This is a genomic window from Streptomyces albus subsp. albus (assembly GCF_000719865.1).
In the GTDB taxonomy this organism is placed as follows: domain Bacteria; phylum Actinomycetota; class Actinomycetes; order Streptomycetales; family Streptomycetaceae; genus Streptomyces; species Streptomyces albus_E.
Window position 1 is genome coordinate 190,404 of sequence record NZ_JOID01000015.1, and the last position, 26,280, is coordinate 216,683.

At 75.1% G+C, this 26,280-nt stretch carries 20 protein-coding genes; 9 read left to right on the forward strand and 11 right to left on the reverse strand.

Translation table 11 applies throughout. The features are described from left to right. The first annotated feature begins 198 nt into the window (after window positions 1-198). Entirely contained in the window at window positions 199-1,188 is a 990-nt protein-coding gene (locus IF83_RS0116805) for an NYN domain-containing protein (RefSeq protein ID WP_078843546.1), read from the forward strand. 169 nt (window positions 1,189-1,357) lie between these two features. On the opposite strand, the gene IF83_RS0116810 is transcribed toward IF83_RS0116805, so the two are convergent. Together IF83_RS0116810 and IF83_RS0116815 are read right to left on the reverse strand one after the other, a co-directional pair. Next, window positions 1,358-2,284, reverse strand: a complete 927-nt coding sequence (locus IF83_RS0116810) for an alpha/beta fold hydrolase (protein ID WP_030545010.1) — start codon at window positions 2,282-2,284, stop codon at window positions 1,358-1,360. A 120-nt stretch (window positions 2,285-2,404) separates the two neighbouring features. Then, complete coding sequence (locus IF83_RS0116815; RefSeq protein ID WP_037680229.1) at window positions 2,405-4,024, reverse strand: DEAD/DEAH box helicase; 1,620 nt, start codon at window positions 4,022-4,024, stop codon at window positions 2,405-2,407. 528 nt (window positions 4,025-4,552) lie between these two features. Between IF83_RS0116815 and IF83_RS0116820 the strand changes: the two genes are divergently transcribed. Next, window positions 4,553-5,323: a ferritin-like fold-containing protein gene (locus IF83_RS0116820; protein WP_037680231.1), complete on the forward strand. Its 771-nt coding sequence runs from the start codon at window positions 4,553-4,555 to the stop codon at window positions 5,321-5,323. Window positions 5,324-5,351: 28 nt separating this feature from the next. Here IF83_RS0116820 and IF83_RS0116825 read toward each other — a convergent pair whose 3' ends face one another. From IF83_RS0116825 to IF83_RS0116840, 4 genes are all read right to left on the reverse strand, one after another. Further along, complete coding sequence (locus IF83_RS0116825) at window positions 5,352-5,618, reverse strand: hypothetical protein (protein ID WP_030545013.1); 267 nt, start codon at window positions 5,616-5,618, stop codon at window positions 5,352-5,354. 231 nt (window positions 5,619-5,849) lie between these two features. After that, complete coding sequence (locus IF83_RS0116830; protein WP_019710171.1) at window positions 5,850-6,077, reverse strand: DUF3107 domain-containing protein; 228 nt, start codon at window positions 6,075-6,077, stop codon at window positions 5,850-5,852. Between the two features lie 177 nt (window positions 6,078-6,254). Continuing rightward, entirely contained in the window at window positions 6,255-6,896 is a 642-nt protein-coding gene (locus tag IF83_RS0116835; RefSeq protein ID WP_030545014.1) for a TetR/AcrR family transcriptional regulator, read from the reverse strand. A 226-nt stretch (window positions 6,897-7,122) separates the two neighbouring features. Beyond that, window positions 7,123-7,347: a hypothetical protein gene (locus tag IF83_RS0116840; RefSeq protein ID WP_030545015.1), complete on the reverse strand. Its 225-nt coding sequence runs from the start codon at window positions 7,345-7,347 to the stop codon at window positions 7,123-7,125. A gap of 144 nt (window positions 7,348-7,491) precedes the next feature. Here IF83_RS0116840 and IF83_RS0116845 point away from each other — a divergent pair, with 144 nt between their 5' ends. The 5 genes from IF83_RS0116845 (at window position 7,492) to moeZ (ending at window position 13,762) form a co-directional block, all read left to right on the forward strand. Next, window positions 7,492-8,463, forward strand: coding sequence for an alpha/beta fold hydrolase (locus tag IF83_RS0116845; protein ID WP_030545016.1), 972 nt, complete (start codon window positions 7,492-7,494; stop codon window positions 8,461-8,463). A gap of 386 nt (window positions 8,464-8,849) precedes the next feature. Next, entirely contained in the window at window positions 8,850-10,025 is a 1,176-nt protein-coding gene (locus IF83_RS0116850) for a DUF3152 domain-containing protein (protein ID WP_037680304.1), read from the forward strand. Between the two features lie 797 nt (window positions 10,026-10,822). After that, window positions 10,823-11,776 carry an NAD-dependent epimerase/dehydratase family protein gene (locus IF83_RS0116860; protein ID WP_030545018.1) on the forward strand — a complete coding sequence of 318 codons (954 nt, stop codon included), beginning with the start codon at window positions 10,823-10,825 and terminating at the stop codon, window positions 11,774-11,776. Further along, entirely contained in the window at window positions 11,764-12,522 is a 759-nt protein-coding gene (locus IF83_RS0116865) for a spherulation-specific family 4 protein (RefSeq protein WP_051722837.1), read from the forward strand. The genes IF83_RS0116860 and IF83_RS0116865 overlap by 13 nt, the downstream gene beginning before the upstream one ends. A 61-nt stretch (window positions 12,523-12,583) precedes the next feature. Next, window positions 12,584-13,762, forward strand: coding sequence for an adenylyltransferase/sulfurtransferase MoeZ (gene moeZ / locus IF83_RS0116870; RefSeq protein ID WP_030545020.1), 1,179 nt, complete (start codon window positions 12,584-12,586; stop codon window positions 13,760-13,762). 107 nt (window positions 13,763-13,869) lie between these two features. Here moeZ and IF83_RS0116875 read toward each other — a convergent pair whose 3' ends face one another. The 5 genes from IF83_RS0116875 to IF83_RS0116895 all read right to left on the reverse strand — a co-directional run bounded on the left by IF83_RS0116875 (window position 13,870) and on the right by IF83_RS0116895 (window position 21,821). Continuing rightward, window positions 13,870-15,480, reverse strand: coding sequence for an alpha/beta hydrolase (locus IF83_RS0116875; RefSeq protein ID WP_030545021.1), 1,611 nt, complete (start codon window positions 15,478-15,480; stop codon window positions 13,870-13,872). An 87-nt stretch (window positions 15,481-15,567) separates the two neighbouring features. Then, the gene (locus tag IF83_RS0116880) at window positions 15,568-17,529 is read right to left on the reverse strand and encodes an ABC transporter permease (protein ID WP_051722862.1); all 1,962 of its coding nucleotides are present in this window, start codon (window positions 17,527-17,529) and stop codon (window positions 15,568-15,570) included. Window positions 17,530-17,690: 161 nt separating this feature from the next. After that, on the reverse strand, window positions 17,691-18,491 hold the full coding sequence (gene modA / locus IF83_RS0116885) for a molybdate ABC transporter substrate-binding protein (RefSeq protein WP_030545023.1): 801 nt from the start codon (window positions 18,489-18,491) through the stop codon (window positions 17,691-17,693). 14 nt (window positions 18,492-18,505) lie between these two features. Beyond that, complete coding sequence (locus IF83_RS0116890; RefSeq protein WP_030545024.1) at window positions 18,506-18,907, reverse strand: TOBE domain-containing protein; 402 nt, start codon at window positions 18,905-18,907, stop codon at window positions 18,506-18,508. 115 nt (window positions 18,908-19,022) lie between these two features. Then, on the reverse strand, window positions 19,023-21,821 hold the full coding sequence (locus IF83_RS0116895; RefSeq protein ID WP_030545025.1) for a lysylphosphatidylglycerol synthase transmembrane domain-containing protein: 2,799 nt from the start codon (window positions 21,819-21,821) through the stop codon (window positions 19,023-19,025). 186 nt (window positions 21,822-22,007) lie between these two features. Between IF83_RS0116895 and IF83_RS0116900 the strand changes: the two genes are divergently transcribed. Together IF83_RS0116900 and IF83_RS0116905 are read left to right on the forward strand one after the other, a co-directional pair. After that, window positions 22,008-22,436: an MGMT family protein gene (locus tag IF83_RS0116900; protein WP_037680234.1), complete on the forward strand. Its 429-nt coding sequence runs from the start codon at window positions 22,008-22,010 to the stop codon at window positions 22,434-22,436. Between the two features lie 225 nt (window positions 22,437-22,661). Then, window positions 22,662-26,213: an ATP-dependent helicase gene (locus IF83_RS0116905; protein WP_078843549.1), complete on the forward strand. Its 3,552-nt coding sequence runs from the start codon at window positions 22,662-22,664 to the stop codon at window positions 26,211-26,213. Window positions 26,214-26,280 lie beyond the last annotated feature (67 nt).

The window sequence follows — 26,280 nt, forward strand, 5'->3', positions numbered from 1 at the left end:
CCGGCCGTGGCGGAAGAGCGGTCGGCGGGGGCGGTCGGTCCCCGCCTCTCACGGTTTCCAACGGCTTGCGTGGTACAAACATTCCCTACGCTAACGAAATTTTTCGCTTGCCTAATCAATCCCGGGTGAGGACCGGTGAGGGCCGCCGCCCACGGGCCGGTTGTGCCCGCCCGCGGGCCGCCGGGACAATGGAGCCGTATGGACGACGACGCCGCAGAGACCTCCCCGATCCCGCCGCCGCGGCCGCCCGCGGCCGCGGGCTCCGGGACGGACCCGTACGCGGGCCTGCGGCTGGGCGAGGTGGCGGCCGGCATCCAGCGCACCAACGAACTCCTGCAGCGGGTGCTCGCCGAGGTCGCGACCACCCCCTCCACCCACGCCGTCTTCGCCGACGCCGGATACGTCTACGCGGCGGCCGGCCGGCTCGTCACGGGCGTGGAGGACCGCCGGGCCTTCGAGCTCGACGCAGAAGGGCTGATCGAGGCCTTCATCGACAAGGCCCGGACGATCTTCCCGGACAGCCGGCTGCTCCGCGTCTACTGGTACGACGGGGCCCGGCGCCGGATCCACACCCCCGAGCAGCAGCGGATCGCGGAACTGCCCGACGTCAAGGTCCGGCTCGGCAACCTCAACGCCAACAACCAGCAGAAGGGCGTCGACTCCCTGATCCGCGGCGACCTGGAGTCCCTGGCCCGGCACCGCGCCATCAGCGACGCGGTGCTGATCGGCGGCGACGAGGATCTGGTGTCCGCCGTGGAGGCGGCCCAGGGCTACGGCGCCCGCGTACACCTCTGGGGCATCGAGGCGGTGGCCGGCCGCAACCAGGCCGATCCGCTGCTCTGGGAGGTGGACAGCCAGCGCGTCTTCGACCTGGAGTTCTTCAAGCCCTACGTCACCGTCCGGGCCGCCGCGGAGCCCGGCGGCGACCACGTGCTCTGCGAGGGGCTCCCGCCCGGCCGCGAGGACGTACGGTTCGTGGGCGCCCGGATCGCCGCCCGCTGGCTGGCCGAGCGCGGCCGGGACACCCTCGCCGAGATGCTGCCCGGCTATCCGTATCTCCCGCCCCAGGCGGACCAAGAGCTGCTCAACGAGGCCGAGGAGCTGCTCCAGCACTCCCTGCGCGGCCACGCCGGTCTCCGCCGGATCCTGCGCGACGGATTCTGGGACCATCTGCGGCCGCAGTACTGAGCGGAGGCGCCGCCGGGCCGTTTCCCCGGACAACCGTCCCCCGGACAACCGTTCCCCGGCGGGCCGGTCCGGCTCCCCGGGCCCGCCCGGGGAGCCGGGGCGCCCCGTGCCTTCCGGGGCCCGCACGGCGCCGGCTCGCCCCGGACCGGCCCCCGCCCGCTCCGCCGGTTCAGTCCCCGGCCGCCGCCCAGAACTCCGCCAGGGCCCGTGCCGTCTCCAGCGGACGCTCGGCGTTCGGCGAGTGCTCCGCGCCCTCGATGACGGTGTGCCGGGCCCCCAGCCGGACCGCCATCCGCTCCATCAGCGTCACCGGCCAGGCGTAGTCGACCGTGCCCGACAGTACGTGCTTCGGCAGCGGCACGGCGGCCAGCTCCGCCACCCGGTCCGGCTCGGCGATCAACTGCCGGCCCGTGGCGATCAGCTGCTCCGGCACGGTGCCCGTCCAGCGGCGGTGCAGAAAGGCCGCCGTGGCGTCGGGGACCTCCGGGGTGTCCGCGATGTCGGCCACCTCCGGGGTGCCCGCGGCGCCGTCCCCGACCCCCGCGGCCGCCCGGGCGTCGGACTCCCGCATGGCCTGCCAGACCGACTCCATGTCCATCACCCGCAGGGCGTCGACCAGCAGCTTGGTCCGCGCCTGCTGGGCCGGCGTGATCGCCGCCGGGCCTGAGCTCATCAGGGTGAGCGAGCTGAACGGCGCCGGATCCCGCAGGACGGCGGCGCGGCTGATCAGCCCGCCGAGCGAGTGCCCCAGCAGATGCAGGGGACCGGCCGCCTCCGCCGTCACCGCGGCGGCCTGGACGAGCACGTCGCGCGCGAGCTCGGCCTGCGCGTAGGCGGCCTCGTCGCGTGGCCCCCCGCTCTCGTGCTGTCCCCGCCCGTCCACCGCGACCACCCGGAAACCGGCCAGCGCCAGCGGCTCCAGCAGCGCGATGAAGTCCTCCTTGCTGCCGGTGTAGCCCGGGATCAGCAGAGCCGTACCGCGGGGCGCCGCGCCCTCGGGCGGTACGGCCTCGTGCACGGCGAAGTCACCGCGCGCGGTGGTGAGTCGGCGGGCCCGGGCACACGCGGGCAGGGTGAGGATCGGTGGCCTGCTCATGGGCCGAGGCTATCGGTCCGCACCGACGGCGCGGCGGCCGCCGGCCCCGGGCAGCCCGGTGGCCCGGTCCCCCGCCGAGCGGAGGGCCGGGCCACCGGGCCGCGTGGTGGTGCGTGCGGGTCAGCTCTCCGAGGAGGCCTCGGCGGAGGCGGCCGAACCGGCCCGGGTACGACGGCGGCGGCGGGCCGGCTTGGCCTCGCCCTCACCGTGGCCCTGCGCCGTCTCCTGCTGCGCCTCCGGGGCCGGGGCCGCGCCCTCCGGCTTGGCGGCGGCGCCCGAACGGGTACGGCGGCGACGGCGCGGGGTCCGCGGCGCCGGGGTACCGGCGGAGGCGTCGGCGGTGTCCGGGGCGGAACCGGACGCTCCGTCCGGGGACGTGCCCTCGGCCGTGGCGGCGGCCCGCTCCGCGTCACCGCTCCCGCCGGTCAGCGGCTCGCCGGCGCGGGTGCGGCGGCGGGAGCGCGGGGCGCGGGTGCGCCGCGGACGCTCCTCCTCCTTGGCCGCCGGTGCCCCGCCGCGTCCGCCGGTGCCGCGGCGACCGCGGCCACCGGTCTCACCGAGGTCCTCGATCTCCTCGGCGCCCAGACCGGCGCGGGTCCGCTCGGCACGCGGCAGGACGCCGGTGGTGCCCTCGGGGATGTTCAGCTGCTCGTACAGGTGCTCGGAGGTGGAGTACGTCTCCTCCGGGTCGTCGAACGGCAGGTCCAGCGCCTTGTTGATCAGCTTCCAGCGCGGGATGTCGTCCCAGTCGACGAGGGTGACGGCGATACCCGACTTGCCCGCGCGGCCGGTGCGGCCGATGCGGTGCAGGTAGGTCTTCTCGTCCTCGGGCGACTGGTAGTTGATGACGTGGGTGACGTTGTCGACGTCGATACCGCGCGCGGCGACGTCGGTGCAGACCAGCACATCGACCTTGCCGTTGCGGAAGGCGCGCAGTGCCTGCTCGCGCGCGCCCTGGCCGAGGTCTCCGTGGACGGCGCCGGAGGCGAAGCCCCGGCGGGCGAGCTGGTCGGCGATGTCGGCGGCCGTCCGCTTGGTGCGGCAGAAGATCATCGCCAGCCCGCGGCCCTCGGCCTGGAGGATGCGGGAGACCATCTCCGGCTTGTCCATGGAGTGCGCGCGGTAGACGAACTGCTCGGTGTTGGCCACCGTCTGGCCCACGTCGTCCGGAGTGGTCGCGCTGATGTGCGTGGGCTGCGACATGTAGCGCCGGGCCAGGGAGATGACCTGGCCGGGCATGGTGGCCGAGAACAGCATGGTCTGCCGCTTGGCCGGCAGCAGCTGGATGATCCGCTCGACGTCCGGCAGGAAGCCCAGGTCGAGCATCTCGTCGGCCTCGTCGAGGACGAGCGCGCGGACGGCGGAGAGATCCAGCTTGCGCTGGCCCGCCAGGTCGAGCAGCCGGCCCGGGGTGCCGACGACGACGTCGACGCCCTTCTTGAGCGCCTCGACCTGCGGCTCGTACGCCCGGCCGCCGTAGATGGCGACGACGCGCACATTGCGGACCTTGCCGGCGGTGAGCAGGTCGTTGGTGACCTGCTGGCAGAGCTCGCGGGTGGGGACGACCACGAGCGCCTGCGGGGCGTCCGTCAGCTGCCCGGCTTCGGCACGGCCGGCCTCGACGTCGGCGGGGACGGTCACGCGCTCCAGGATCGGCAGGCCGAAGCCGAGCGTCTTGCCGGTGCCGGTCTTGGCCTGGCCGATGACGTCGGACCCGGAGAGCGCGACGGGGAGGGTCATCTCCTGGATCGGGAAGGGGGACGTGATGCCGACGGCCTCAAGGGCCTCGGCGGTCTCGGGAAGGATCCCGATGTCTCGGAACGTAGTCAGGGTCTTGCCTCTTCTGTGAGACGCGACACGAGGCGGCGGAGGGGGTCAGTACCGCGCCGGTTCATCGGCCGGTCACCAGGACCTGCCGGACAGTGCGGGACCACTGCCTCCGCATCACGCGCTCGCGTCACGAGCGGTTCCCTCATGTGCGGTCCGTACGGTGGTACGCGCCGCGGGGAGGGCGGTCGGGGTTGGAAGCCGATCGGCCAACCGACCGGGCATCCGCTGGGGTGCTGAGGAATGTGCCTCAGGTGTTTCCACATGCGACGGACTCCTGGGGAGGACTCCACATACTCCACATGCGACGGACCCGCCGGTGGTCGGCGGGCGCAATACCACTGTACCCCGGAATCGCGCATTTGTATTGGGTCCTTCTCGCTCCCGGGCTCCGCGGGAGGGGGCGGCCGGCCCCTCCCGGGCCGCCCCGGGCGGACTATTGTGCGCTGCATGGAGACGCCCGACGAGACCCCTGACGCAAGCACCGACGCCCCTGCCGGCCCGGCCGGGCAGCACACCGGGATCGCCGCCCGGAACTGGGCGGAGGCATCCGCCGACCCGCAGTACCGGGCGGCCGTGGTGGATCTGCTGGGCGCCCTGGCGTACGGCGAGCTCGCCGCCTTCGAGCGGCTGGCCGAGGACGCCAAGATGGCGCCGACCCTGGAGGACAAGGCGGAGCTGGCGAAGATGGCCTCCGCCGAATTCCACCACTTCGAGCGGCTGCGGGACCGGCTGAGCGCGATCGACGCGGAGCCGAAGACGGCCATGGAGCCCTTCGCCGCGGCCCTGGACGGCTTCCACCGCCAGACCGCCCCGTCGGACTGGCTGGAGGGTCTCGTCAAGGCGTATGTCGGCGACTCCATCGCCAGCGACTTCTACCGGGAGGTGGCCGTCCGGCTGGACTCCGACACCCGGGACCTCGTGCTGCAGGTTCTCGACGACACCGGGCACGCGAGCTTCGCGGTGGAGAAGGTGCGGGCGGCCATCGAGGCCGACCCGCGGGTCGGCGGGCGGCTGGCGCTCTGGGCACGGCGGCTGATGGGCGAGGCGCTCAGCCAGGCGCAGCGGGTGGTCGCGGAGCGGGACGCGCTCTCCACGATGCTGGTCGGCGGTCTCGCGGACGGCTTCGACCTGGCGGAGGTGGGACGGATGTTCTCCCGGATCACGGAGGCGCACACCAAGCGGATGGCCGCGCTGGGGCTCGCGGCCTGACCGCCGCGCGGCCCGCCGGGCCGGACCGTCAGGCAGCGGCGGACCGGCGCATCCGTCCCGGCCTGCGGACCAGCAGGGACAGCAGCGCGGCGGCGACGACCAGGGCGCCGGCCAGACTCGCGAGGGCGTGGCCGGGCCCCATCACCGTGCGCGTGATCAGGAAGCCGAAGAGGGCGGCGACGGGGCCGGTGGCGTACACCAGCGGCGAGGCGGGGAGCCGGCCGGACAGCCACCGCACACCGGCGGAGGCGACGGCGAAGCCGATCAGAACCGATCCCAGGGCTTCCCACAGCATCGATGCGTCCCTCCCGTTTCCCGTGACCGGCGGTCGGCTCGGCACCGGCCCCTGCTGCGTCGTACCCCGCGCCTCCGGACGGTAATCCTCCGGGGCCGGTGGGTGGTTCCGCCCGGTGGCGGAGGAGGCGCGGGGCGGGCGCGGGCCCGCCTACGCGGACGTGCGGCGGCCCGGGAGTCCACCGGACTCCCGGGCCGCCGCACGTGCGCTGTGCTGCGTGGCCGGCCCCGTCTACAGGGCGCCGAAGCCGACCTTGCGGACCGCCTGCTCGCCGATCTCCACATAGGCGAGCTTCTCGGACGGCACCAGGACCTTGCGGCCGTGCTCGTCGACCAGGGTCAGCAGCTGTGCCTTGCCGGCGAGCGCGTCGGCCACCGCCCGCTCGACCTCGTCGGCAGTCTGCGCGCTCTCGAGAACGATCTCCCGAGGCGTGTGCTGCACGCCGATCTTGACCTCCACGGCTATGTCCCTCCGACGTATTCGGTTTCCCCGGCGAACGGGCCCGGGGAAGGGTGCGCGGCCTGCCGCGCCGTACGCAGGCAAGATTAGCCCGGTCCGGGGCCCGTACTCGTGTACGGCCGCACGCTTGCGGCGAACAAGGGGGACAACCGGGGTGGCGGCCGGGGCGGCGTCCGCTCAGTCCTGCTGGTTCGAGCCGTGCAGCGGGAAGCCGGCGATACCGCGCCAGGAGAGCGAGGAGATCAGCTTGGCCGCCGCGTCGCGCGGCACCTGCTGGCCCGAGCTGAGCCAGTAGCGCGCGGTGATCTGCGCCATGCCGCACATGCCGACGGCGAGCAGCATCGCCTCCTCGGGCGGCAGGTCGGTGTCCTCGGCGATCACCTCGCTGACGGCCTTGGCGCTCTCCAGGCTCACCCGCTCCACCCGCTCGGCGACGGCGGGCTCGTTGGTGAGGTCCGACTCGAAGACCAGCCGGAACGCGCCGCCCTTGTTCTCGACGTACGCGAAGTAGGCGTCGATGGTGGCCTCGACGCGCAGCTTGTTGTCCGAGGTGGAGGCGAGCGCCGCGCGGACCGCGTCCATGAGGGCGTCGCAGTGCTGGTCCAGCAGGGCGAGGTAGAGATCGAGCTTGCCGGGGAAGTGCTGGTAGAGCACCGGCTTGCTGACCCCCGCGCGCTCGGCGATGTCGTCCATCGCCGCGGCGTGGTAGCCCTGGGCCACGAAGACCTCCTGGGCGGCCCCCAGCAGCTGGTTGCGACGGGCCCGGCGCGGCAGGCGCGTACCCCGTGGGCGCGCCTCGGTCTGCTCGATGGCTGTCACGCCGCCTCCCAAGAATCGTTCCTTGCACGGTGAACACCGCGCCGCCATCGTACTTTCGGGTAACCCGGCTGTGCGCGGTGCCGACCGACAATTTCACCGACCGGACAGGGCATTGCGGACGTAAGGGGTGAAACCGGTTGGGTTACGGGTCGTTTCCCGGCCGCGGCCCCCCGGCCCGGCCCCGGTTCCCGGCCCGGGCCCCGGCGCCCGCTCCGGTTCCGGGGGATCAGCGGTAGTCCTCCTCGTCGAGTTCCACCACCCGGGCCTGCTCCACGGCGTCGGCCGGATTGGCGGCGTCGGGGACGTGCTCGGGCAGCGGCTCGCCCTCGCGCTCCTGGAGTTCGGCGCGCTGTTCGGCCGCGTCCGCCTCGGGGGTCTCGATGTCGGGCTCCTCCTCGCCGGTGCCGGTCTCGTCCTCGAAGGTGTCCGGTTCTGTGGGATCTGCTGACATGCGTGCTTCCCTTTCCAGGCCGAGCGCTCTTACACCGAACCCCATCCCCCTTGCCGAGCCTAGGAGCAGCGGCAGCCCCGCGCGATGCGGGCCTGTGACGGCGGACACACGGAAGCAGGTGTGATCGTCTCGTAACATTGCGGCATGTCGTCGACCGAGCTGCCACCGGTCCCCGCCGCGGCCGAGGTGACCGCGGCGCAGGGGGCCGCGGTCGTTCCGGGTGAGGAACTGCGCACCGTCGCCCTCTCCGGCCTGACCCTGAGCGTCCGCTGCCGCCCGCCCGCGCGCGACGGACTGCCGCCCGCGCTGTATGTGCACGGACTCGGCGGCTCCTCCGCCAACTGGTCCGCGCTGATGGGCGAGTTGGCGGGCCATCTGGACGCGGAGGCGGTGGACCTCCCCGGCTTCGGCCACTCGCCTCCCCCCGACGACGGCAACTACTCCATATCTGGGCACGCCCGCGCCGTGATCCGCCTGCTGGACGCCGCCGGCCGCGGCCCCGTCCATCTGTTCGGCAATTCGCTCGGGGGAGCCGTTGTCACCCGGGTCGCGGCCGTCCGGCCCGACCTGGTGCGCACCCTCACGCTGGTCTCGCCCGCGCTGCCCGAGTGGCGCCCCCAGCTCTCCGCCGTCCCGACCGGACTGCTCGCGGTCCCGGGCGTGGCCGCCCTGTTCAGCCGCGCGACCAGGGACTGGACGGCCGAGCGGCGCACCCGCGAAGTTCTCACCCTCTGTTACGGAGATCCCGCGCGCGTGGACGCGGAGGGATTCCGGGCCGCCGTCGCGGAGTACGAGCGGCGCCTCGGACTGCCGTATTTCTGGGACGTGATGACACGCTCGGCCCGAGGAGTGGTGGACGCGTACACCCTCGGCGGGCAACACTCTCTGTGGCGGCAGGCCGAGCGGGTGCTCGCACCGACTCTGCTCGTCTACGGCGGTCGCGACCGGCTCGTGTCCTTCCGGATGGCCCGCCGGGCGTCCTCGGCCTTCCGTGACTCCCGGCTTCTCGCTCTGCCGGAGGCCGGACACGTAGCGATGATGGAATACCCGGAGGCGGTGGCGCGGGCCTTCCGCGAACTGCTGCACGAGACGACCGCTGATGCGGGCAGGAGCTGAAGCGACGCGTGGGACGTCATAGCCGTCGGAGCCGCACTGAACCGGCCGGGAACCCCGGAGCCCCCCGGCCGGACGCGCCGGCCACCGCCGCCACGGCCGCCGGCTCCGCCGCGGGGCGGGGCGGGCCGGGCGTGGCGACGGCCCCCGGAGCACCGTACGAGCGCCCCCGGGCGCCCCGGGCCGCGCGGCCGCAGGGCGCCGCCCCCTACGGGACGCCGCCGCAGGGCACTCCCGCCCACGGCACCCCGGCGTACGGAAGCCCGGCGTACGGAACCCCGCCGAGGGGCACGCCCGCGCCCGGGACGCCCGCCCACGGGACTCCGGTCTACGGCACCCCCGCCCACGGGACGCCGGTGTACGGGACCCCGCCGCACGGCACACCCCGCGTGCGCGGGGGTCACCCCCAGCAGTACGAGTCGGGCGGTGGCTGGGGCGCCGCGCCCGCGCGCCCGGCGCCGTACGGCACGGGCATCGCCCCGCCGCTGCGGCCGGCCGGCGGGACCGTGCCGAGGCCGCGGCAGGAGTTCGTCGAGGCGTTCGACGACGGGGTGTTCCCGGCCGGCACCCCGGCGCCCGGCACCCACCCGCGGCCCGGCCATCCGGACGGCGGCCGCGGCCGGGGCCCCGCGCCCTCGGCGGCGGGCGGCGAACCGCCGGAGGACGGCGACGGCGGCGGCACGGGCGGCACGGGCGGCGGAGACGATCCCGACCGCCGGGCCCGCCCTTCCGGGGCCGGTGAGAGCGCGGAGAAGGGCGGCAGGGGCCGGGCCTTCACCGGGGTGGCGGCGGCCGCCGTGACGACCGTGCTGGCGATCGTGGTCGCGGGACAGGTCGCCGACGGCGGACCGAACACCGACGCCGCCCCAGTGCTCGGCGGCGGACAGCGCGACGACGGCGCGGGCCTCTCGCGCTCCGACGACCGCAAGGCCGTGGAACAGCCGGGCAACGTGGTCCGCAAGCCGCAACGGCTGTCCTACGCGGCCCGGATGGCGCTGAAGGAGACCCTCGACCCGCAGCTCGCCGGCCCCGGCGCCTTCCGCACCGTCGGCCGCCCGGAGGAGGGCACGGGCAAGGGGCAGGTGCTGCGCTACCGCGTCGACGTCGAGAAGGACCTCCCGCTGGACGGCGAGCTCTTCGCCGAGGCCGTCCACCGCACCCTCAACGACGACCGGAGCTGGTCCCGGGGCGGGGCCCGCACCTTCGACCGGGTGACCGGCGAGGACGCCGACTTCGTGATCACGCTGGCCAGCCCCGGCACGACCGGGGTCTGGTGCGCCAAGTCAGGACTCGACACCACCGTGGACAACGTTTCCTGCGACTCGGCGTCCACCCCGCGGGTGCTGATCAACGCCTACCGCTGGGCGCAGGGGTCGGCGACCTTCGGCGACGACATCGCCGGGTACCGCGAGATGCTGATCAATCACGAGGTCGGCCACCGGCTCGGCCTGAACCACCGGTCCTGCACGGCGCAGGGCGCGTTGGCGCCGGTGATGATGCAGCAGACCAAGTCGCTCTCCTCGGGCGGCATCACCTGCCGGCCGAACGCCTGGCCGTTCCCGTAGTTCCGGGCCCGCCCGGTGCCGCTGCCGGGCCGTACCCGCCGGGTCCTTCCCGGTCGCCGCCGGGCACGGCACCGGTGTGCGGACCAGCCCTTCGCGGGCTCGGAGGGCGCCGACGCAGCCGGTGACAGCTCCCGGACACCGGGGCCGGGCGTGGCGCCGATGATCGCGCAACGCCGCGGGGCCTGAAAAGTCACGAGCATTCACCCCTTTTGGTGGTGCTGCGGACAACCGTCCGTCGCGCCGCGCCCTGTCCTCGTACGGTCGTCCCGCTGTCCGCCGGGCAGCCTGTGCGGAGATCGGTGGTGCAGTCGTGCGCGTTGACGTGTTCACGGAACGTGTGGGTCCGTATGCGACCCGTGAGGCAGGGGTGCCGCCCCGGGGCGCTCCCGTTCACCGGGGCCGTGGTGACGCGGTCGCGGGACCGGTCGGCGGCCTCCGCGGCGGGGCTCACCGGGCGGAGGCGGAACGTTCCGCTCCGTCCGCCCGCCGCCCTCCTCCGCCGGATCTCCGCCCTCCTCCGCCGGCTCCCCGCCCCGCCCGGCGAAGGCAGTGACCACCGGACACCGGCACCGCTCCCCTCCGCCCCTTCCCTTCCGTCCCGCCGCGATCCCCCCGCCCGCGGCCCCACCCGGCGGCTCCCCACCCCGGCCGCCCCGCCGGTTCCCGACGGAACCGGACCCCGCCCTTCCCGAATCGCAAGGAGAACGAGACATGACGCCACGCGACTTCCCCACCGGCGCCCCGGGCCCGTCCCGCCGCACCGGCCACCTCGCCGGCCGGGAGCGGGAGGGCGCGCGATGAGGGTGCTGCTGATCGGTGCCAACGGCTTCATCGGGCGGCATGTCGCCGAGCGGCTGCTCGCGGACCCCGCCGCGCAGCTCACCGCGCTCGGCCGCGGGGACGACGCCGACGTCCGCTTCGACCTGGCCGGTGGAAGCCCCGGCGCGCTGGCCCGCTTCCTGGACGCGGTGCACCCCGGCGTGGTCGTCAACTGCGCGGGCACCACCCGCGGCGGTGCCCGGGAGCTCACCCGGCACAACACCGTCGCCGTGGCGACGGTCTGCGAGGCGCTGCGCCGCAGCCGCTGCGGCGCGCGGCTGGTGCAGGTGGGCTGCGCCTCGGAGTACGGGCCCTCGCAGCCCGGCTCCTCCACGGCCGAGGACGCCGTGCCGCGCCCCGGCGGGCCCTACGGGGTGAGCAAGCTGGCGGCGACCGAGCTGGTTCTCGGCTCGGACCTGGACGCGGTGGTGCTGCGGGTGTTCTCCCCGGCCGGGCCCGGTACGCCGGCCGGCTCCCCGCTCGGCCGGCTCGCCGAGGCCATGCGGCGCGCCATCCAGGCGGGCGACACCGACCTCAGGGTCGGCGGCCTGGGCGTGCAGCGCGACTTCGTGGACGTACGGGACGTCGCGCGCGCCGTGCACGCGGCCTCCCTGTCGGCCGCCCAGGGCGTCGTCAACATCGGTACCGGCCGGGCCGTGCGGCTGCGCGACGTGGCCGGAGTGCTCGCCCGGGTGGCCGGATTCGGCGGCGCTGTCCGCGAACTGGACATCGCGTCTCAGCGTGGGCCCGGCTCGGGCGGGACGGGCGAGCAGCAGCCGCCTCCGCCGTCCCCGCATCCGTACCCCGACGGCTGCGGCAGCTGGCAGCAGGCGGACGTGCGGACCGCCCGCGACCGCCTCGGCTGGCGGCCCCGGATCGGCCTGGAGGAGTCGCTGGCGGACATCTGGATGGAGGCGGCATGTCGTCTCTGATCCGGAGCGTCCCCCGGCGGGTGGTGCGGACGGCACCGGCCGCCCGGCCCGGCGTCGGGGTGCCCGGCTGCGCGCATCCGCTGCTCGCGCCCGCGGAGTGGGCGGCGCTCACCCGTCCGGGCGCCCCGCTGGACTGGGCGGTCCTCGATGTGGCGCGCGGGCCGGGCGCGCTGCCCGATCCGCGCTGCCTGGAGGCGGCCGGGCAGGTGCGGAACGGCGGGGTGCGGGTCCTCGGCCTGCTGGACCTGGGCCACGGCACCCGGCCGTTCGGCGAGCTCGTCGCGGACGCCCGGCGCTTCACGGAGTGGTACCGGACGGACGGGTTCTATCTGCGCAGCTGCCCGAGCCGGTACGCCGCCCTGGACGGGGTCCGCCGCCTCGCGGACGCCCTGCTGGCGCTGGGGCGGGGCGGGCACCTGGTGCTGGAGCACGGGCTGCACCCCGACCCCGGTTACGCGGAGATCCCCGGCCAGCTGGTGACCTTCGCCGGGCCGTGGGCGGAGTACCGCTGGTCACAGGTGCCGGAGTGGACGGCGGAGTACCCTCCGGAGCGGTTCTGCCACCTGGTCCACTGCCTGCCGCGCGGCCATCTGGAGCAGGCGCTGCGGACCGCCCGCTGGCTGGGCGCCGGGACCGTCTACTTCACGGACCGGACCGATCGCGGTGACGGCGTCGCCCCCTGGGAGGCGCTGCCCGGGTACTGGGACGAATTCGTCTCGCGGATCGGAACACGTGTCTCGGAATGAGAAGGGGCGTGGCAGTGTTACGGAAAGAACAACTGTCCTCTTACCGACCAACGGAGTCCCCGTGTCGCTGCCACCCCTGGTCGAGCCGGCCGCCGAGCTCACCGTCGACGAGGTCCGCAGGTACTCCCGCCACCTGATCATCCCGGATGTGGGGATGGACGGGCAGAAGCGGCTCAAGAACGCCAAGGTGCTCGCCGTCGGGGCCGGAGGGCTCGGCTCGCCGACCCTGATGTACCTCGCCGCCGCCGGCGTGGGCACGCTCGGCATCGTCGAGTTCGACGAGGTGGACGAGTCCAACCTGCAGCGCCAGGTCATCCACAGCCAGGCCGACATCGGCCGGCCCAAGGCCGAGTCCGCCCGGGACACCATCCTGGGCATCAACCCCTACGTCGACGTCCGGATCCACGCGGAGCGGCTGGACAGCTCCAATGTGATGGAGATCTTCGCCGACTACGACCTGATCGTGGACGGCACGGACAACTTCGCCACCCGCTACCTGGTGAACGACGCCTGCGTGCTGCTGAACAAGCCGTACGTCTGGGGTTCGATCTACCGTTTCGACGGCCAGGCCTCGGTCTTCTGGAGCGAGCACGGACCGTGCTACCGCTGCCTCTACCCGGAGCCCCCGCCGCCGGGCATGGTCCCGTCCTGCGCCGAGGGCGGCGTGCTCGGCGTGCTCTGCGCGTCGATCGGCTCCATCCAGACCAACGAGGCCATCAAGCTGCTGGCCGGCATCGGCGAGCCCCTGCTCGGCCGGCTGATGATCTACGACGCCCTGGAGATGCAGTACCGGCAGGTCAAGGTCCGCAAGGACCCGAACTGCGCGGTCTGCGGGGAGAACCCGACCGTCACCGAGCTCATCGACTACGAGGCCTTCTGCGGTGTCGTCTCCGAGGAGGCGCAGGAGGCGGCGGCGGGCTCCACGATCACTCCGGCGCAGCTCAAGGAGTGGATCGACAACGATGAGAAGATCGACATCATCGACGTCCGGGAGCCGAACGAGTACGAGATCGTCTCCATCCCCGGCGCGCGGCTGATCCCCAAGAACGAGTTCCTGATGGGCAACGCCCTGCAGGACCTGCCCCAGGACCGGAAGATCGTCTTGCATTGCAAGACGGGTGTCCGGTCCGCGGAAGTCCTCGCGGTGCTGAAGAACGCGGGCTTCTCGGACGCCGTGCATGTCGGCGGCGGCGTGATCGGCTGGGTCAACCAGATAGAGCCGGAGAAGCCGGTCTACTGACCGGCAGCGACGGCGGCCCGGCCGGTACGGGCTTGCGGAAGCCCCCCGCGCACCGCTCGGTGCGCGGGGGGCTTCCGTCTTCCGTAGTGTCGGGGGTTCGGGAGGGCTCAGGAGCAGGTCGTGCCGTCCTCCGGGACCTCGCCGTCGAGGAAGTAGGCGTCGACGGCCCTCTTCGTACAGGCGTTCCCGGAGCTGTACGCGCCGTGCCCCTCGCCCTCGTACGTCAGATGGATGCCCACGCCCTTGCCGAGCCCGTCGGCCATGATCCTCGCACCCTCGTAGGGTGTCGCCGGGTCGCCGGTGGTGCCGATCACCAGGATCGGGTCGGCGCCCTTCGCGCTCACGTCCGGTCGGCCCGCGTCCTCCCGCACCGGCCAGCCGGCGCACCAGCCGGCCAGGTCCCAGGCCAGGAACTCCCCGAAGACGGGGGAGAGTTCGCGGAACTCCGGCAGCAGCTCCCGGGCCTCGTCCAGACTCAGCCGGTCGGCGGAGTCGGCGCAGGATATGGCCCGCTGGGAGTGGCTCTGGTTGCTGTACCGGCCGCTCTCGTCCCGGTCGTTGTAGGCGTCGGCCAGGGCGAGCAGCCGGCTCCCGGTGCCCGCCTGGAGCGCTTCCCGCAGGGCGTCGGTCAGCCGTGTCCAGAGCTGCTCGGTGTAGAGGGCGCGGACGATGCCGGTCCGGGCCAGGGACTCCGTCAGCTCCCGCCCTCCGGTGGCCGGGAGCGGATCGCGGTCCAGCCGCCGCAGCAGTGCGGCGACCCGCTCGGCTCCGGCCTCCGGATCGGTCCCGACCGGGCAGTCCGCGCCCTGCGCGGCGCAGTCCGCGAGGTAGTTCTCCAGGGCGCGCTGGAAACCGGTGGTCTGGTTGCGCGCGTGCCGCACGTCGTCGGCGGAGGGATCGCTGACCGCGTCGAGCACCAGCCGGCCCACCCGCTGCGGGAAGAGGTGGGCGTACACCGCGCCGAGCCGGGTGCCGTAGGAGAAGCCGAGGTAGTGGAGTCTGTCGTCACCGAGGACGGCGCGGAGGAGGTCCATGTCGCGGGCGGCGCTCTCGGTGCCGACATGGGGCAGCACCGTGCCGGACCGGCGCTCGCAGCCGGCCGCGAAGTCCTTGGCGTCGGCCAGGAACGCCTTCTCCTCCGTCGCGTCGTCCGGCGTGTGGTCGAGCCGGGACGCTGCGGCCTCCATCGCCTCGCTGTCCCGGCACACCACCCCGGAACTCCCGGCGACCCCGCGCGGGTCGAAACCCACCAGGTCGTACCGGGAGCCGAGGTCGTCGAAGACGGTGCCCCAGCCGGGGAGGCTCGCCACGCCGGAGCTGCCGGGGCCGCCGAAGTTGAGCAGGAGCGAGCCGATCCGCCGCTCGCTGTCGGCGGCCCGGGCGCGGATCAGGGCGATGCCGAGGGTCTCGCCGTCCGGGTCGGCGTAGTCCAGCGGGGCCCGGACCGTGGCGCACTGCCAGCGGGCGCCGGGGGCTCGCGCCGCGGGGCCGAGGGCCTTGACGGGCGCCTCGCATTCCGTCCAGCGCGGCTTCTGGTCCGTCAGGGAGGCGGGCAGCCGCGGGAGTCCCGCGCCGCCCGCGCCGCCCGCGCCGGGAGAGGCGGACACGGCGGCCTTCCCCGGCGTGCTCTCCTTCTCCTTGTCCCCGCACGCGGCCGTGGTGCCGGCCAGCAGCAGGGCGACCGCGGCCAGCACCCCGGCTCGGACGGTTCTGGACATAAGGGCTCCACTTCGCCTGGCAACCGTCGGCTCGGGGGCGCTCGACGTGAGAGGAACGACGACGCAACATCGTAGGCCCTGGGTCTGTCAGAGGGTGACGAAAGTGACTTCTGTGGCCTTGACCCCGACCCAGACCGGGGAGCCCTCGCCGAGCGCCAGTTCGGCCGCCGCCTGCGGGGTGATCTCGGCGACGACGTCCGGCTCGGCGTCGACCAGCACCCGCAGCCGCCCGCCCTGCGCGCCGATCTCCCGCACGGTGCCCCGCCAGACGTTGCGCGGACTGCCCGACGGCCGACGGGTGTGGAGGGACACCGCCTCGGGGCCCACCACGGCCAGTGCCCGACTGCCGGCCGGCGGCAGCGGATCGGCCGCCACCAGGCGCCCGCCGCCGTCGAGTTCGAGGACGCCGGCCGTCCCGGCCCCGTCCGCCGCCGCGGTGGTGCCGGGCCACGCGTTCCGGCCGAGCATCCGGGCCACCCACGGCGACCGCGGATGGCGGGAGACCTCCGGGGGAGCCGCGTACTGCACGGCGCGGCCCTCCTCCAGGACGAGCACCCGCCCGGCGAGCGTGACCGCCTCGACCGGATCGTGCGTGACGATCAGGCAGACGCCGGGGAAGCCGGCCAGATGGGTGCGCAGGGCGTGCCGCACCGCGGCCCGCGTGGTCTGGTCGAGGGCGGCCAGCGGCTCGTCCAGGAGCAGCAGCCGGGGGCGCGCGGCCAGGGCGCGGGCGAGCGCGACGCGTTGCGCCTGGCCGCCGGAGAGCTCCCCCGGCCGCCGGTGCGCGAGACCGCCCACGCCGAGCCGGTCCAGCCACCGCTGGGCCTCCCGGCGCGCGTCGGCGCGGCCCGCGCCCTGGGCGCGCGCTCCGTAGGCGGTGTTGGCGAGTGCGGAGAGATGCGGGAACAGGGCACCGTCCTGCGGCACCCAGGCGATGCCCCGCCGGTGCGGGGGGAGCGCGGAGACATCGCGGTCGCCCAGGAGCAGCCGTTCGGCGCGGGCGCGGGGGGTGAGCCCGAGGAGTGCGCGCAGCAGGGTCGTCTTGCCCGCCCCGTTGGGGCCGACGACGGCGACGGTGGTCCCGGCCGGCACGGCGAGGGAGAACCGGTCGGCGCCGGTGATGTCCGCGGTGAGGGGGAGGCCCTCCTCCGGCGCGGTGCCGTCGCCGTCCGTGCCGTCGCCGTCCGTGCCCGTCTCCGGCCTCCGGTCCGCGTCGTCGTGCCTCGTGTGGTCGTGCGCCGTGCCGGGCCGCACGGAGGCCGGCGCGTCCGCCGGGGCTCCGGCCGCCGGGAGCCGCCGGGGCCCCGTCAGCCAGCGGCCGCGCAGGGCGATCAGCACGGCCGTCGCGATGGCGAGCAGCAGCAGCGAGACCGCCGTTGCCCCCTCGGGGTCGTCCTGCAGCAGGAGGTAGACCTGCAGGGGCAGGGTCTGGGTCGACCCGGGGAGATTCCCCGCGAAGGTGATCGTCGCCCCGAACTCGCCGAGCGCCCGCGCCCAGCACAGCGCCGCCCCCGCGAGCAGACCCGGCGCGACCATCGGCAGCGTCACGGTGCGGAACACCCGCAGGGGCGAGGCGCCCAGGGACGCCGCCGTCTCCTCGTAGCGCGGATGGAGGCCGGACAGGGCCCCCTCCAGACTGATCACGAGGAAGGGGAGGGAGACGAAGGCGGCCGCGACGACCGCCCCGGCGGTGGAGAAGGGCAGGGTGAGCCCGGTCCACGCCTCCAGCGGGCGGCCGAACAGCCCCTGGCGCCCGTAGCCCCGGAGGAGGGCGACACCGGCGACCGTGGGCGGCAGCACCATCGGCAGCATCACCAGGACGCGCACCAGGCCCCGGCCGGGGAAGCGGACACGCGCCAGCAGCCAGGCCAGCGGCACCCCCAGCAGCAGGGACAGCAGCAGCGCCCAGCCGGAGACGGCGAGGGACAGGGTCAGCGCCTCCAGGACGGCGGGCCGGGTCAGCCGCTCCGGCAGCCCCGTCCAGGGCGTGCCGGTGAGCACACCGGCCAGCGGGACGAGGAGGAAGGCGACGGCCAGGGCGGCCGGCAGCGCGAGGGCGAGCGGGGGGCGCTCCCCGGCGCTCCGCGCGGCGGCGCGGCCGGCGCGGCCGGTGCGGCCGGTGCCGCCGGTGCCTCCGCCGAGGCTCCCGGGGCGGCGTTCCCGGTGCTCCCGGTGCTCCCCGCGGCCTTGCGCGGCCCCGCCGGTGCGGCTCACGGCCGGGTGAACCCGGCGTCGCGCAGCAGGCGCTGGGCCGGCTGCGAGCGGAGCCAGCGGACGAACTCCCCGGCCGCGGCGGGATGGCGGGAGCCGTTGAGCGCGGCGGCCGGATAGGACACGGCGGCGTTCCGGCCGGCGGGCAGGTCCACGGCCGCGACCGCGTCCCCGGCGCTCAGGATGTCGGTGCGGTAGACGAGACCGGCGTCGGCCTCACCGAGCCGGACCTTGCTCAGCACTGCGCGCGTGTTCGGCTCCTGGGAGACCGGGGCGACGGTGACGCCCGCCCGGCCGAGGACCCGCTCGCTGTAGCGGCCGACCGGGACCTCGGGTGCGGCCAGCACGACCTTGAGACCGTCCCGCCCCAGATCGCGCAGGCCCTTGATCTTCTCGGGATTCCCCGGGGCGACGGCGATGGCCAGCTCGTTGCCGGCGATGACGGCCGGGGTCCCGGTGTCGTCCGCCAGGGTCTCCATGGTGGTGGTGTCGGCGGTGACGACCACGTCGGCCGGCAGCCCCTGCCGTACCTGGGACGCCAGTTCCTGCGAGCCGGCGAAGGAGAGGCGCACGTCGGTGTCCGGGTGGGCCTTCTCGTAGCCGGTGGCGAGCCGGCCCGACACCTCGGTGAGCGAGGAGGCGGCCAGGACCGTCAGCTCCGTCCTGCCGTCACCGTTTCCCGTGCCGCCGGAACCGGGAGCACAGGCGGTGGCGGAGGCGAACAGCAGAGCGGTTCCGAGGGCGGCCAGTACGGCCGGCGCGGAGGCCGCCGCGCGGCGTGCGGAGCTGCTGCGGTCCATGGCTGTTCCGGCGCTCAGACGAGGTCGATGTGGACGTTGGTGGACTTCACCCGGGCCACCGCCTCCATCCCGACGGCCAGTCCCAGCTCCTCCACCGCCTCCCGGGTCAGCAGCGACACCAGGCGGTGCGGGCCGGCCTGCACCTCCACCTGCGCGGCGACATCGCCGGTCCTGACCGAGGTGATGATGCCGGGGAAGGCGTTGCGGGCGGTGGTGTACGGTTCCTCCCCGCCGTCGCCCGCGTGGGCCTCGGCGGCCAGGGCGACGGAGAAGGCCGCCAGGTCGGGGCCCTCGATCAGCCGCTTGCCGGCGTCGTCCCGGCGGGTGGGCAGCCGTCCGGAGTCCGCCCAGCGGCGGACGGTGTCGGGGCTGACGCCGAGCAGCCGGGCCGCCCGGCCAATGGTGTAGGACCGCATGTGCGGCACTGTACGGACGTGCCGCTCGCATATGCAAGGCGGGTGGCGCATACGGTCCGCATCAGCGGAACCCCGGGCTCGGCGCGGGGCGGACCGGCGGGCCTCCGGGCGGCCCTCAGATGGCCGCCTTGCGCGTGAGCTGCGTGAAGGCGAGCCACCCCGGCAGCACGGGCAGCCAGAACGTCATCAGCCGGAAGAGGAGCACCGCGGGCGTGGCGATCTCCTTCGGCAGGCCGGCCGCGATCAGACCCAGCGTGAGCGCGGCCTCCACCGCGCCGACACCGCCGGGGGTGGGGGCCGCCGAGCCGAGCGCGTTGCCGGCGAGGAAGACGACGGCGATGCTCGCGTAGCTCAGCTCGCCGCCGAACGCCCGGATCGAGGCGTCCAGGCACATGACGAACGCGAGCTGCATCAGCAGCGTGCCGCCGATCCCGGTGAGCAGTTTCTGCGGACGCTGCATGATGTCGAGCATCCGTGGCACCACCCCGGCGAAGAGGGACCGCACCCGGGTGGAGACGAACTTCCGCAGCACCGGCACCGCCGTGACGATCAGCGTCAGCACCGCCGCCGTCAGCAGCCCGGCGATCACCGTGCGGGAGGGCGACAGGGAGGGCGTGCGCTCCGTCCCGGTGAGATAGCCGAAGGTGGCCAGCAGCAGGATGTGCAGGCCGAGGCCGACGAGCTGCGAGGCGCCGACGCTCGCCACCGCGAGCCCCGGGCGCACCCCCGCCCGTTGCAGGAAGCGGGTGTTGAGCGCCACTCCGCCGACGGCGGCCGGGGCGACCAGCTTCACGAAGGATCCGGCGACCTGGGCCATCACCGTCCGGAAGAAGGGCACCTTCTCCGAGACGAAGCCGAGGAGGTTCAGGGTGGCGCCCAGGTAGCTGAGCGCCGCGAAGAGCATCGCCGCCGCCACCCAGCCCCAGCGGGCCTCGGCGACGACGTCCTGGAAGCTCACGTGGGTGAGCTGGGAGAGCAGGAAGTACGCGGCGAAGGCGCCCGCGATGAAGGTGACGAGGGTGCGCGGCCGGATCCGCTCCAGCCGGGCCGGCTCGACCGCGGCCTGCGGACGGATCAGCAGGACCTGACGGCGGATCTGCGCCAGCAGGTCCTCCTCGCGGGCCTCCTCGATCGCCTCGTCCACGGCCCGCTTCTCGGCCCGTACGGCCTTGCGGTCGGGCAGTATCGAGGAGGAGCCGTCGGCGGCGGCCGCGTGCCGGGCCCGGGACGCCTCCAGCGCCGCCTCCCGCTCCCGCTGCGCACGGTCCTTGGCGCGGCTGCGGAGCTCGGCGCGGGTGGCGCGGCTGAGGGCGATCGGCTGGAGCAGCGGCAGGCTGTCGGCGACGGCGTCCGGGCCGAGGACGGCGACCGCGGCGCTCACCGACCGCTCGGCACCCACCCGCAGCCCCAGCGTCGTCAGCAGCTGGGCCACGTCCATGCGCAGCACCAGGTCGCTCGCGGCGATCTCGCCGCCGCGCAGGTCCGTGAGGATCACCGCGCCCGAGCGGTCCACCAGGATCGCGTCGCCGACGAGCCGGCGGTGCGCGATCCGCCGCGACTGCAGCGCGCGCACCTGGTGCCAGGCGCCGCGGAGCAGGTCGTCGGTGATCTCGTCCTCGGGCAGGGAGTCCAGGCTGCGGCCGCCCGTGTGCTCGTAGACGAGCATCACGGCGTCCGGGCCGAGTTCCGAGGTGGCGATCAGCCGGGGCGCGTTGGCGCCGGCGGCGATGGCGGCGTAGGCGAGCAGCGCCTCCTGCTCCAGTGCCTGGCGCAGCGACTGCAGACTGCGGCGCTGGGTGATGCCGCGCAGGGCCATCCGGCGCCAGACCCGGTAGAAGAAGCCCTGCGCCTGCTGTTCGCGGTCGACGACGGTGACGTCGAGGGGCGGGCCGTCCTCCAGGGTGACGAGGTAGCTGCGGCCGCGGTCCTGCCGCTCCGCCTCCTGGTCCTCCTCGGTGCGCAGGGCGCGGACCGGCTTGAAGCCGACACGGCGCAGACCGGCCAGGAGCGTCTGCCCGGTCGGCCGTACGTTCGGGGAACCGACGGCGTAGAGGGTGCCGTAGGCCACGGTCCAGCCCAGCAGCACGGTGACGACGATCGAGAACGGGGTCGAGAAGCCGCCGACGAGGACCGCCAGCGAGTCGAGCAGCAGGACGAACCAGAGGACCACGCGCCAGCGCGGCCGCCGGGCCATGCCGACGGCCGTCATATAGGCGATGACGGGCGCCAGATAGCCGTGCACCGGGTCGGTCACATCACCGTTCGGAGCCTGCTGGGTGAGCGCGTCGCGAATGGAGCCGGGGGCCGACTCGGCCACCCACAGATCGGTGAGGAGCGCGATGCCGTGGGCCAGGACGGCGGCGAGCACACCGTCGGCGATGCGCAGGCCGTCGCGCTTGGCCAGCCGTTCGATGGCGAAGGCCACCGGCACGATCAGCACGGCGACGCTGGAGGCCAGGCCGGCGAAGTTGATCAGGAGGGTGGGCGCCTGGCCGGTGCCCTTGCCGATGTCCTTCTCCAGGCCCTCGGTCGTCCCGTGCGCGAAGGCGGCGACGGCGAGGACCACGGCGATGCCGAGCACGCCGAGCAGCAGCCGTACGAGGTCGGGCGGGCGGTGCACGCGCGCGGGCAGCAGGGGCTCGTCACCGGGGACGGAGTCGGTGTGCTCCGCGGCGCGCCGGCCCTCGGTGGCGCCGGAGCGCGCGCGGTCGCGATCGGCCGTGCTGCCGCCGGCCGGTGCGTCGCCGGTCGCGGGGCTGCCGGGAGAGCCGTCAGCGGAGGAAGGGACGTCGGAGGCGGCGCCGGCGGAAGAGGCGCCGGCGGCAGGGGTGTGACCGGCGGGGATGTCCGGGCGCGACGGCGCGGCGGAGCTGCCGGCCCCCTCGGGACCGCGGCCGTTCCGCTGCTCTGCCATCTCTTCTTGGTCTCGTATCACCAGTCACCGCCCGGAAGATGGTGTCACGGTTGCGCCCGATCGAGGGGCAGGAGGGCGCATTTCGGAGGCGTGGGAAATCCCACGCGCGCCCCGGGACGACCCGCGGAGGCCGCGGCCGGCGGCCGGACCGGAGCGGTGTCGGCACCGTGGTGCAGGATGGGTCGGATGAGTGGAGAGAGCACCCCGGACGGACCGGGGGATCTGCCCGAGTACGCGGAGCGGGTGCTGGCGACGGCCGAACTGATCCCGCCCGGCCGGGTGATGACGTACGGCGACGTCGCCGAGTGGCTCGGCGAGTCCGGCCCCCGGCAGGTGGGCCGGGTCATGGCGCTCTACGGCGGCACCGTCCCCTGGTGGCGCGTGGTGCGCGCCGACGGAGTGCCGCTGCCCGGACACGAGATGCGGGCGCTCGCCCACTACCGCGCCGAGGGCACCCCCCTGCGGGAGCCCCGCGGCGGCTCCGGCCGGACACCGAGGATCGACCTGGCGGCCGCCCGCTGGGACGGCGGTGCCGGCGCGGTGGAGGGGGCGCGCGATGCCGGTGCCGCACCGCGCGGCGCGGAGGGCGGCGCGGTGGACGGTGCCGGAGTGTGACGTCACATCGGACAGCATCCGTCATCCCGCCCCTGAGACGCCCGCGCGTTTTCCCGGAGCCCCCGACGGACCGGTGTGCCGCGCGGCGCTCCGTGTTTCCATGAGCGGGGCGTCCGTGCCGCCGCCGCGGACGGACGTCCCCCGCGCACCACCGACACACCCGGCCGTCACCGGGCCCCCTCCGGCACACGGCGACCAGCACACCCTCCAGGACCGGCGACCCACGTGAGCACCTCCCTCCCGTCCCTCTCCCCGCACCCGCGGGTACGGCAGCCGACGAGCCCGTACCGGCTCGTGCGGACCCCGCCCGGGCCGGTGGACCCCCCTGTCCTGGACGCACACCAGCGCGCCGTGGTTGAGCACGGCGGGGGGCCGCTGCTCGTGCTCGCCGGACCCGGCACCGGGAAGACCACCACCCTCGTGGAGACGGTGGCCGAGCGGGTGCGCCGCGGCACCGACCCGGCGCGCGTCCTCGTCCTCACCTTCAGCCGCAGGGCCGCCGTCGAACTGCGCGACCGGATGGCCGCCCGGCTCGGCGGCAACGGACCGCAGGCCACGACCTTCCACTCGTACTGCTACGCGCTGGTGCGGGCGCACCAGGACGCCGATCTCTTCGCCGATCCGCTGCGGCTGCTGTCCGGCCCCGAGCAGGACGTCGTGGTCCGCGAACTCCTCGCCGGGCAGACCGAGCTGGAGCGGACGGGACGCGGCCCGGTTCGCTGGCCGGACGAGCTCCGGGCCTGCCTGACCACCCGCGGCTTCGCCGACGAGGTCCGCGCCGTGCTGGCCCGCAGCCGGGAACTCGGCCTGGACCCCGGCGCGCTGGGGGCCTTCGCGGCCAGGACCGGGCGGCCCGACTGGAGCGCCGCGGCCGCGTTCCTCGCGGAATACCTCGACGTGCTCGACGCCCAGGGCGTGCTCGACTACGCCGAACTGGTGCACCGGGCGGTGCTGCTCGCCCGGCGCCCGGAGGTCGCCGCCGAGATCGCCGGACGCTATGACGTGGTGCTGGTCGACGAGTTCCAGGACACCGACGCGGCGCAGGTGCGGCTGCTGCACGCGCTGGCGGGACGCGGCCGCGACCTGATCGCCTTCGGCGACCCCGACCAGTCCGTCTACGCCTTCCGCGGCGCCGACGTGAACGGCATCCTCGGCTTCCCGCACGCCTTCCCGCGGGCCGACGGCCGGCCGGCGCCGGTGCGCGTGCTGCGCGCCTCCCGGCGGTCCGGCGCCGCCCTGCTCGCCGCGAGCCGCCTCGTCACCCGGCGGATGCCGCTGCCCCGGCTGCCCGCCGACGTCGTCCGCGCCCACCGGGAGCTCGAACCGGTACGGGAGGGCGGCCGCGTCGAGGTCTTCACGTATCCGACGGCAGGCGCCGAACTGGACAACATCGCCGACATCCTGCGCCGCGCGCATCTGGAGGACGGCGTGCGGTGGAGCGACATGGCCGTCCTGGTGCGCGCCGGGGGGCGCTCCATCCCGGGCGTGCGCCGGGCACTCACCTCCGCGGGCGTCCCCGTGGAGGTCGACGGCGACGACCTGCCGCTGCGCCACGAGCCGGCGGTGGCGCCGCTGCTGACGGCCCTGCGCGCGGCGGCCACGGCCGCGCTCCCGGACCGGCGGGAGTTCGCGGAGGACGGGGCGGCGAGCCGGGCGGACGGCGGGACGGACGGGGGGACGGACGGCGGCGTCGCGGCCGGAGCTGAGGCAGGCGCCCCGGCGGACGCGGGGGAGGCGGAGGGGACGGATCCGGTGCGGCAGCCGGAAGGGAAGCCGGAGCCGGGGACAGAACCGGGGTCAGAGCCGGGGCCAGGGCCGGGGCCAGGGCCGGGGCCAGGGCCGGGGCCAGGGCCGGGGCCAGGGCCGGCGCCGGGGCCGGAGGCCGCACGGCTCGACACCGAGACCGCCCTCACCCTGCTCACCTCCCCGCTGGGCGGCATGGACAGCACCGACCTCCGGCGGCTCGGCCGGGCCCTGCGCGAGGAGGAGCGCGCGGCGGGCAACCCGCTGCCGCGCCCCTCCGACGTCCTGCTCGCCGAGGCCCTCGCCGAGCCGGAGCGGCTCGTCGCGCACGACCCGGCGTACGCGCGGGGCGCGCAGCGGCTCGGCACGCTGCTGCGCAAGGCGCGCGAACTGCTGGCCGGCGGCGGCACCGCCGAACAGGCGCTCTGGGAACTGTGGGACGGCACCCCCTGGCCCTCGCGGCTGGAGCGGGCCGCCCTGCGCGGGGGCGCGGCGGGCCGCAACGCGGACCGCGACCTGGACGCCGTCTGCGCGCTGTTCGAGACCGCCGCGCGCGCCGAGGAGCGCATCGGCGGCCGGGGCGCCCTCAACTTCCTGGAGGAGCTGGACGCCCAGGACATCGCCGCCGACACCCTCTCCGGCCGCACCGTCCGGCCCGACGCCGTCCGGCTGATGACGGCGCACCGGGCCAAGGGCCTGGAGTGGCGTCTCGTGATCGTCGCCGGGGTGCAGGAAGGGCTCTGGCCCGATCTGCGCCGCCGCGGTTCCCTGCTGGAGGCCGACCGGATCGGCCGGGACGGGATCGCCGAACCGCTCACCCCGGGCGCCCTGCTCGCGGAGGAGCGGCGGCTGTTCTACGTCGCGGCGACCCGCGCCCGCGAACGGCTCGTCGTCACCGCCGTCAAGGCGCCCGCGGACGACGGCGACCAGCCCTCCCGCTTCCTCACCGAACTGGGCACCGACCCGGTCGACGTCACGCAGCGCCCGCGGCGCCCGCTGTCCGTCGCCGCGCTGGTCGCCGAGCTGCGGGCCACCACCGTCGATCCCGCCGCCTCGCCGGCGCTGCGCGAGGCGGCGGCCGAGCGGCTGGCGCGGCTGGCCGCGCTGCGGGACGAGGACGGGCGCCCGCTGGTGCCCACCGCCGACCCCGACCGCTGGTGGGGCCTGTACGAGCCGACGCACAACCGCGTCCCGCTGCGCGACCGGGACCAGCCCGTCACCCTCTCCGGCAGCGCCCTCGACCAACTGGTGAACACCTGTTCCCTCCAGTGGTTCCTCGGGCGGGAGGTCCGGGCGGACAAGCCCGCGACCGCCGCGCAGGGCTTCGGCAACGTCGTCCATGTGCTCGCCGACGAGGTGGCCTCCGGGCGGACCCCCGCCGATCTGGCCGTCCTCATGGAGCGGCTGGACTCCGTCTGGGACTCCCTCGCCTTCGACGCCCCCTGGAAGTCCCGGCAGGAGAAGGAGAACGCGCGTGCGGCCCTGGAACGCTTCCTCAGCTGGCACGTCCTGGACCGCGGCGCCCGCACCCCGGTCGCGGGCGAACACGGCTTCGACGTGACGCTGGAGGCGGGCGACCACGCCGTCCGCATCCGGGGCAGCATGGACCGGGTCGAGGCGGACGCCGAGGGACGGGCCTACGTCGTCGACTTCAAGACCGGCAAGTCCAAGCCCACCGGCCCGGAGGTCGCCCGCCATCCGCAGCTGGCCGTCTACCAGCTCGCGGTGCGCGAGGGCGCGCTGGACGAGGTCTTCGGGGGGCGCGCCCCGGAGGCGGGCGGCGCCGAACTCGTCCATCTGCGGCTGGGGGCGCCCAAGCGGGAGGGCGGTGACGCCCTGCCCGCCGTCCAGGCACAGGAGCCGCCGGTCACGGAGTCCGGCGAACCCGCGGACTGGGTGAGCGGACTGCTCGCCGACGCGGCCGGCCGGGTCCTGGACGAGCGCTTCACGCCCAGCACCGGGCAGCACTGCGGGCACTGCGCCTTCCAGAACTCCTGCTCCGCCCGCCCGGAGGGGCGGCACGTCGTGGACTGACGGCCGCCGTCGTCGAACGGCGGCCGGGCCCGTTCCTCGGCGGTTGGGCTGCCGGGGCCGCAGCCGC